An 8071-nucleotide genomic window follows, 5' to 3' on the forward strand; every position below is an offset into this window, starting at 1 on the left:
GCCGCAACGGTTTTCACGCTCAGGGCAGGACCTGCGGGATGATATGCGGCGCGGCCACCCCGACCACCGCGCCGATCAACGCGCCGACCAGCGCGTTCGGCAGACCCACCAGGCCGACGCACGGCAGGTAGAGGATCATCGTGGTGATCATCGGGATACACACCACGGCGGCGACGATCACGCCGATACCCGCGCCGATGGCGGCGGCGTTCTGGACCGGGTCGGGGAATTGCGCGGTGGGCGTGGTCGCGATGGTCTTCAGTTCCGCGCTCGCGCCCGCGGTGGGCCGCGGTGTGACGGTCATACTCCGCCCGTCGGCCGCGATCTCGGTCGCCAGCGCGATCACATTGCCGCTGACCGTAGTGAACGAGGTGGGGATCTCCCCGATCGGATCGCCGGTCGCCGACTCGACGATGACCCGGTCCGAGTCCGGCGCGAGCAGGAACCGGCCCTCGTCGACCGACGCGGAAACGGTGCGCAGATCCGGTGCGACAGCGGTGCGATAACCCTCCCCCGCACTCGACAGCCCGGCCGCGTACTGCGTCTGCTGATCGACCTCCGCCGAGCACACCCCGGCCCCGGCCAGCCCCACCGCGAGGGGCAGCGCCACCGCCAGCGCACGGCGGACAAGCTTGTGTTGGAACATGATCGAGAATCTCCCTCCCGAAACTCCCGAAGAACCCGGCCCCGGGCGAATCGAACAAGTCACTGTCATGGACAACGCATTGGAAACGAATCACGCGGGAGCCATCGAGGCTCCGTCATACGCGGGGCACATTACCCGGCGGGCCGAGACCTCCGCGCCCTTACCCCGGAAACAGCAACGGCCCGTGTCTCCCTGAGGAGACACGGGCCGAGAAGCTGAGATCAGTTCGCGTTGAGCAGGTCGATCACGAAGACCAGGGTCTTGCCGGAGAGCGCGTGGCCCGAACCGACGGGGCCGTAGGCGAGCTCCGGCGGGATGACCAGCTGACGACGGCCGCCGACCTTCATGCCGGGGATGCCGTCCTGCCAGCCCTGGATCAGGCCACGCAGCGGGAAGGTGATGGATTCGCCGCGGTCCCAGGAGGAGTCGAACTGCTCGCCAGTGTCGAACTCGACGCCGACGTAGTGCACCTCGACGGTGCCACCGGGCACCGCTTCTTTGCCTTCGCCCTCGATGAGGTCGGTAGCGACGAGCTCGGTGGGCGCGGGGCCCTCCTGGAATTCGATCTCCGGCTTGGTCATATGCGGGCTATCCCCTTCGATAGTGGCTCATCCCCGCAGACGCGGGGCGCGTGCTGTTCGGCAGTGACTGCCGGTCAGCGATTCCCGATTTCATAGTAATCACGCTCACCGTAGCCGGTGTAGATCTGGCGCGGGCGGCCGATCTTGAGCGGCTCGGAGTGCATCTCACGCCAGTGCGCGATCCAACCGGGCAGGCGGCCCATCGCGAACAGCACGGTGAACATGCGGGTCGGGAAGCCCATGGCGCGGTAGATGACGCCGGTGTAGAAGTCGACGTTCGGGTACAGGCGACGCGAGACGAAGTAGTCGTCGGTGAGGGCGGCCTCTTCGAGCTGCTTGGCGATGTCCAGGAGCTGGTCGTCGCCACCGATCTTCGACAGGATCTTGTCGGCGGCCTGCTTGACCAGGGTCGCGCGCGGGTCGTAGTTGCGGTAGACGCGGTGCCCGAAGCCCATGAGCTTCACGCCGTCTTCCTTGTTCTTGACCTTGCGGATGAATTCCTTGACGTCGCCGCCGTTGGCCTTGATCTCGTCGAGCATCTCGAGCACGGCCTGGTTGGCGCCGCCGTGCAGCGGGCCCCAGAGCGCGTTGATGCCGCCGGACACCGAGGTGAACAGGTTGGCGTCCGACGAGCCGACGAGGCGCACGGTCGAGGTGGAGCAGTTCTGCTCGTGGTCGGCGTGCAGGATCAGCAGCATGTCGAGCGCGGCGGCGACCTCGGGGTCGACCTCGTAGGGCTCGGCCGGGAAGCCGAAGGTCATCCGCAGGAAGTTCTCGACCAGCGACAGCGAGTTGTCGGGGTAGAGGAACGGCTGACCGACCGACTTCTTGTACGAGTACGCCGCGATGGTCGGCAGCTTCGCCAGCAGGCGGATGGTCGACAGCTCGACCTGCTCGGGATCGCGCGGGTCGAGGGAGTCCTGGTAGTACGCCGACAGCGCGTTCACCGCGGACGACAGCACCGGCATCGGGTGCGCGTTGCGCGGGAAGCCGTCGAAGAACCGCTTCAGGTCCTCGTGCAGCAGGGTGTGGCGACGGATGCGATCGGTGAAATCGTCGAGCTGGGCCTGGGTCGGCAGCTCACCGTAGATGAGCAGGTAGCTGACCTCGATGAAGGTCGAGCGGCCGGCCAGCTGGTCGATCGGGTATCCGCGGTAGCGCAGGATGCCCGCTTCACCGTCGATATAGGTGATGGCCGACTTGGTCGACGCGGTGTTCATGAAACCGGGGTCGTAGGTGACGTAACCGGTGCTGGCCAGCAGCTTGCCCAAGTCGAGCCCGTCGTTACCCTCCGCGGCCTTGGTGACCGAGATCGGGAACTCGCCACCGGGGTACTGGAGTACCGCCTTGGCGTCTTCGGTGACGTTGGTGATGTTCTCAGCGGGCACGGAAGGATCCCTCTCAGGCTAGAACCGTAGGCACCGATGCGGTCGGCACAGGTGCGCTTGCGCTAACGCTAGCTGTTGTTCGGTCAGGACAAGCAATCAGGGTTGTCCTGTCTGGTTCTCACACCGACCATGTGCGGCGGTGAGGTCGATACGGGGCCGGGGACCTGCGCCGATCCCCTTTTCCGCACCGTCACCCCGGCGCTGCCGAAAGGTTGCGCGGCGCGCGGATTCGATAACCGAATCTGATTGCCGCACAGGCTATTTCGCCATCACGGCGGAGTGAGCGCGAGCAACTCGGTAGCGCACGAAGGCGGGGAAGGCCAGCGCGGCGAGCGCCACTCCGATCACCACCAGTACGCCGCCACCGGCAGCAGCTACAGCAGTACCCATGCTCGCTGCCGCGAAACCGTGGGCAACATCACCGATCCGCGGCCCACCTGCGACAACCACGATGAACACGCCCTGCAACCGCCCGCGCATCTCGTCGGTGGATACAGTGAGCAACATCGCCGTGCGGAAGGCCGCCGAGACCATGTCGACCGCGCCGCCGAGCGCCAGGAACACCACCGCGATCCACAGCCACACGCCCAGTCCGAACACGTGCCCGGCCAACCCCACCGCGAGCCCGAACCCGACCATCGCCACACCCCAGAGCGCGATGCACACGATCACCGCCAGCCCCTGCCTGCGCACTCGCGGTATCCACCCGGAGAACACGCCACCGAGCACAGACCCCGCCGCGATGGCCGCGAACAGCAGACCGAGCGCCACCCCACCCTCGGCCGGATCATGGAAGGTCTCGTGCGCGATCTGCGGGAACAGCGCGCGCGGCATGCCGAACACCATGGCGATCAGGTCGACGACGAACGAGGCGAGCAGGATGCGCTGCCGGGCGAGATAGCGGAAGCCGTCGAGCACGGCGCGCAGCCCGGCCCGGCGCTGCTCACCGGTCGGCGGGAACGCGGGTAGCCGCCACACCGCCCACAGCGTCGCGAGCAGCGCGATCGAGTCGATCAGATACAGCATCGGCAGGCCGATCACCGGAATGAGCAGCCCGGCCAGCACGGGTCCCGCGATCATGCCCACGTTCTGCACGGTCATGCTCAGCGAACTGGCCGAGGCCATCTGCTCCGGCGGCAGCAACCGGGCGATCAGCGCGCTGCGGGTGGGCTGGTTGACCGCGAAGAACGCCTGCTGGGTGGCGAACAGCCCGAGCACCAGCCACACATTGTTCAGACCGAGCGCGGCCTGCACCCAGAACGCGACCGCGGTCAGACCCGTGCCCGCGGTCGTGATGACGAGCAGCGTGCGCCGGTCCATCACGTCGGCGAGCGCGCCACCCCAGAGCCCGAACACCACCAGCGGCACCAGGCCGAACAAACCGGCCAGGCCGACGTAGCCGGAACTGCCGGTGATCTGGAAGATCTGCTGCGGTACCGCGACCACCGAGAGCTGCGCGCCGATGACGGTGACGATATTGGTCGTCCACAGCCTGCGATAGTCGCGATTACGCAGTGGTTCGGTGTCGGCGAGCAGCTTCACTCACCGCAGATTAGCCACTGCCGTGCGGTCATCCCATGTTTGGGCGCAGTGACAAAGCCCACCGCTCGTTACGGCTGCAAACGTTCGACCGTTGTGGTCTGCCCGTCGATCCGCACGACGATGCGGTTGTGCAGCCTGCCGTGCCTGCCCTGCCAGAACTCCACCTCATCGGGGCGCAGGAGATAACCACCCCAGAACGGGGGCACGGGGATGTCGTCGACATCGGCGAAACGCGCCGTCGTCTCGGCCAGCACGCGATCCAGTTCGGCCCGCGATGACACCGGCCGCGACTGCTGCGAAGCCCACGCACCCAGCCGGGACTCCCGTGGCCGTGCCGCCCAATAGGCCGCGGTCACCTCGGCGGACACCCGCTCGGTCACGCCGCGCACGTGGACCTGCCTGGCGAGCGCCGGCCAGACGAAACTCGCCGCCGCGTACGGGTCGGCGGCGAGTTGGTTGCCCTTGGCCGAGTCGTAGTTCGTATAGAAGGTGACGCCGTCGGGCGAGAGTCCTTTGCACAGGACCGTGCGCGCCACCGGGCGCGGCGCCGGGCCCGTCAGCGCGACCGTGGCCAGCACCATCGCGTTCGGTTCGGCTACGCCGAGACCGCGCGCCTGCTCGATCCAGCTGCGCAACAACGGTTCCCAGCCGCCGGCCACCCAGGACTCGTCGAGATCGGGTTCATCGGCGGGAACGAACAGGGGATTGCCGTAGTCGACACGCATCGCGGCGAGGTCTGGCGCGGCGGCCGTCGAGGGCTCCAGGTCACGCATAGGGGCGAGATTACTCTGCGGTATGTCCGGGTCTAGGGTTCGGAAGTATCGGCATGCCCCTGCAAGGAGAGTCACCATGACTACCAGCTCGGTACCACAGGATTTCGTCAGCGGATTGGAAGGCGTGGTGGCCTTCACCACCGACATCGCCGAGCCGGACAAGGATGGTGGCGCCCTGCGATATCGCGGCGTCGACATCCAGGATCTGGTCACCGACCAGGTGACTTTCGGCGACGTGTGGGCCCTGCTGGTCGACGGGGAGTTCGGTCGCGGCCTGCCGCCCGCCGAGCCGTTCCCGCTGCCGGTGCACACCGGTGATGTGCGCGTCGACGTGCAGGCGGGCCTGGCCATGCTCGCCCCGATCTGGGGCTACGAGCCGCTGCTCGACATCGACGACGAGACCGCCCGCGAGAACCTCGCCCGTGCCTCGGTGATGGCGCTGTCGTATGTGGCGCAGTCCGCGCGCGGCATCTATCAGCCCGCCGTCCCGCAGCGCAAGATCGACGAGTGCGACACCGTCACCGAGCGATTCATGACCCGCTGGAAGGGTGACCCCGACCCGCGCCACACCGAGGCGATCGACGCCTACTGGGTGTCCGCGGCCGAGCACGGCATGAACGCCTCCACCTTCACCGCCCGCGTGATCGCCTCCACCGGCGCCGACGTGGCGGCGTCGCTGTCCGGCGCGATCGGCGCCATGTCCGGCCCACTGCACGGCGGTGCCCCGGCTCGCGTGCTCCCGATGATCGAGGCCGTCGAACAGTCCGGTGACGCGCGTGCGCTGGTCAAGGGCATCCTGGACCGCAAAGAGAAGCTGATGGGCTTCGGCCACCGCGTGTACCGCGCCGAAGACCCGCGCGCCCGCGTGCTCCGCGCCACCGCCAAGCGCCTCGACGCCCCGCGCTTCGAGGTGGCCGCCGCGCTGGAGCAGGCCGCGCTGGCCGAGCTGCGTGAGCGTCGCCCGGACCGTGCCATCGAGACCAACGTCGAATTCTGGGCCGCGGTCATCCTCGACTTCGCCGAGGTCCCGGCCCACATGATGCCCGCGATGTTCACCTGTGGCCGGACCGCCGGTTGGTGCGCCCACATCCTCGAGCAGAAGCAGCTGGGCAAGCTGGTGCGCCCCGCCGCCATCTACACCGGCCCCGGCCCCCGCACGCCGGCCGAGGTTCCGGGCTGGTCCACCATCTCGCAGCACTGAGTCGTCGGACCGGGCGCCGGACTACCGGCGCTCGGTCAACTCTCAGCTACTCACGCTCACTCATGAGCGGCCTGCGCGCCCGCGCCCGACGCGCACACGGGCCTGATCAGCGATAACATCCCAGCGAACAAATTCGTTGAGGGGTGGATTGTGGGCAGCAATGGTTTGTCGCGGCGTCGGCTGTTCGGTGCCTGCGCCACTCTCACCGCCGGGTTTGCCACGGGGTGCGCTGTCGCACAAGGCGATTCGGTTGCTCCCGAGACGACGAGCCGCGTTGTTCCGCAGCCTGCCGCACCGGTCAGCGCGCAGCCGATCGCCACTGGGCAGGCCGCGCCGCCCCTGGCCCCCGCGCAGGTAGCCGCCCGGCACGCGGGCACTATCCCTCATCAGTGGGGCGTCGATCTGCCCGGGATCACCAGCGGTTTCCCCGCCGCGGGCAAACAGTTCGCGCTCACTTTCGACGCCTGCGGCGGGCCAGGCAACAGTGACATCGACCAAGCGCTGATCGACCTGTTGATCGTCGAGCAGATCCCGGCCACCCTGTTCCTCAACAAGCGCTGGGTCGACGCCGACCCGGCTCGGGTCCAGCGGCTCGCGGCGAATCCGCTGTTCGAGCTGGCCAATCACGGCAGCGTGCACAAGCCGCTCTCGGTCTCCGGGCGCTCCGCCTATGGGATCGCGGGCACGGGTTCAGCCGAGCAGGCCGCGTACGAGGTGTGGGACAACCATCAGCGGCTCACCGAACTCACCGGCCGCGCGCCCCGCTTCTTCCGCACCGGTACCGCGCATTACGACGAGGTCGCTGTCGCCATCGTCAACGAGTTGGGCGAGACCCCGCTGGGATTCACCGTGAACGCGGACTTCGGCGCCACCGCCTCATCAGCCCAGGTCAAGCGCGCGATGAGCGCGGCCGCTCCCGGTGGCATCGCGCTCGCGCATATGCATCGTCCCCGATCGGGTACCGCGGCCGGGATGGCCGCGGCGCTACCGGCACTGCGGGCGGCGGGCTTCACGTTCGTCCACCTGTAGCGGACCGAACGGAACCTATTTCCCGCAGGTCAAGCCGCTAGCGAGTCAGTGCCGCGAAGTCGATCGCGACCGAGGCCCCGCGGTCGACGGTGAAGAACGCCGCTTCCAACCGCGTCCCGAGTTCGATCTGCCCGACCGCCGACAGCGGCACCGGCTGAATCAACCGCACCCGCCATGGCAACGGCTCGTCCCAGGCCCGCATCTCCAGATCGAGCCGGAGCACCGGGTCATCGCGCCCCGTGTAATCGGCGGCGATCGGCGCCACCGCGAGCACCGTCGCCTCCGCCCGCCGCCCGTTCGCCAAGATCTTGGCCGCCGCCTTGCGCCCCGACTCCGGCACCTCGGGCACGAACAACACCACTCGCTCCCGATCCCCCGGGTCCACCCGACACCCGACTACATCGCCGGTCTGCATCCACTCCAGATCCTGGCTACGCACCCGCTGCCGCACCCGCGCGTCATAGGCCAACTCCCCCGGCACCGAAACCCGCACACTGAACCGATACCCACCTTCCCCCCGCCGAGTCCGCACGGAAAGCACGCTCGCCGTCGCAGTCAACCCCCTGATCAGCAGTTCCCGCCGAGCCCCCTCCGACAACAACCCCGGCCTGCGCCCGAACACCCACACCCACCGGTCGAGCAGGTTCCGACCAGAGTCGACCGCGACAAGGCTCATAGCGAGAGCGTAATGCGAACCCCCTTCTCGCAAGGGCAAATTCCCCGCACTCCCAACCTCGCAGCCCTCCCGCACTACCAGCCACCCAGCACACCCCAAATCCGCCATGACCGCACCCCCAACCACCGCACTCCCGACCTTTAGGGAGGGACGGCCACGAAGTGGCCGGTCCGCGGCCGGGTCGCCGGTTAGCGCTCGAAAGCGCTGAGCCGAAGGCTCTAGTCTCGAGCGCTAA

Annotated in this window: 8 protein-coding genes; 2 read left to right on the forward strand and 6 right to left on the reverse strand. The window is 68.1% G+C overall.

Annotated elements, in window-relative coordinates; genetic code table 11:
- Positions 1-19: 19 nt before the first annotated feature.
- From ACFWO8_RS32625 to pdxH, 5 genes are all read right to left on the reverse strand, one after another.
- Positions 20-646 (reverse strand): hypothetical protein, encoded by a 627-nt coding sequence (locus ACFWO8_RS32625; RefSeq protein WP_378974236.1) that lies wholly within the window; start codon positions 644-646, stop codon positions 20-22.
- A gap of 221 nt (positions 647-867) precedes the next feature.
- Entirely contained in the window at positions 868-1227 is a 360-nt protein-coding gene (locus ACFWO8_RS32630) for an FKBP-type peptidyl-prolyl cis-trans isomerase (RefSeq protein WP_378974239.1), read from the reverse strand.
- 74 nt (positions 1228-1301) lie between these two features.
- The gene (locus ACFWO8_RS32635; RefSeq protein WP_378974244.1) at positions 1302-2615 is read right to left on the reverse strand and encodes a citrate synthase; all 1314 of its coding nucleotides are present in this window, start codon (positions 2613-2615) and stop codon (positions 1302-1304) included.
- Between the two features lie 258 nt (positions 2616-2873).
- Complete coding sequence (locus ACFWO8_RS32640; RefSeq protein WP_378974247.1) at positions 2874-4157, reverse strand: MFS transporter; 1284 nt, start codon at positions 4155-4157, stop codon at positions 2874-2876.
- Between the two features lie 68 nt (positions 4158-4225).
- The gene (gene pdxH, locus ACFWO8_RS32645) at positions 4226-4930 is read right to left on the reverse strand and encodes a pyridoxamine 5'-phosphate oxidase (RefSeq protein ID WP_378974250.1); all 705 of its coding nucleotides are present in this window, start codon (positions 4928-4930) and stop codon (positions 4226-4228) included.
- 76 nt (positions 4931-5006) lie between these two features.
- On the opposite strand from pdxH, the gene ACFWO8_RS32650 reads away from it, so the two are divergent.
- Both ACFWO8_RS32650 and ACFWO8_RS32655 read left to right on the forward strand, forming a co-directional pair.
- A complete protein-coding gene (locus ACFWO8_RS32650) occupies positions 5007-6131 on the forward strand; it encodes a citrate synthase 2 (protein ID WP_378974255.1) in 1125 nt (374 codons plus the stop codon).
- A 150-nt stretch (positions 6132-6281) separates the two neighbouring features.
- Complete coding sequence (locus ACFWO8_RS32655; RefSeq protein WP_378974268.1) at positions 6282-7160, forward strand: polysaccharide deacetylase family protein; 879 nt, start codon at positions 6282-6284, stop codon at positions 7158-7160.
- Positions 7161-7197: 37 nt separating this feature from the next.
- Here the strand turns inward: ACFWO8_RS32655 and ACFWO8_RS32660 are convergent, their stop codons facing one another.
- A complete protein-coding gene (locus ACFWO8_RS32660) occupies positions 7198-7836 on the reverse strand; it encodes a hypothetical protein (RefSeq protein ID WP_378974271.1) in 639 nt (212 codons plus the stop codon).
- Positions 7837-8071 lie beyond the last annotated feature (235 nt).

This window comes from Nocardia sp. NPDC058480 (genome assembly GCF_042720495.1).
In the GTDB taxonomy this organism is placed as follows: Bacteria; Actinomycetota; Actinomycetes; order Mycobacteriales; family Mycobacteriaceae; genus Nocardia.